1 rRNA gene is annotated in these 255 nt (G+C 45.1%); it reads right to left on the reverse strand.

Annotated elements, in window-relative coordinates:
• A 23S ribosomal RNA gene (locus K0039_RS21800) occupies positions 1-255 on the reverse strand; the annotation flags it as partial.

A 255-nucleotide genomic window follows, 5' to 3' on the forward strand; every position in this document is an offset into this window, starting at 1 on the left:
TTTCACTTCTATACAGTCCACATCTCCTTACGGTAATGCTTCAATCCGTATAGAAAGCTCTCCTACCCATCATAAATGATGCCGTAGCTTCGGTAGTACGTTTTAGCCCCGGAAATTTTCGGCGCAGAATCACTCGACCAGTGAGCTATTACGCACTCTTTAAATGAGTGGCTGCTTCTAAGCCAACATCCTGGTTGTCTGTGCAATCCCACATCCTTTACCACTTAACGTACATTTAGGGACCTTAGCTGACGA

The organism is Terrisporobacter mayombei, from assembly GCF_020748465.1.
Taxonomy (GTDB): domain Bacteria; phylum Bacillota; class Clostridia; order Peptostreptococcales; family Peptostreptococcaceae; genus Terrisporobacter; species Terrisporobacter mayombei.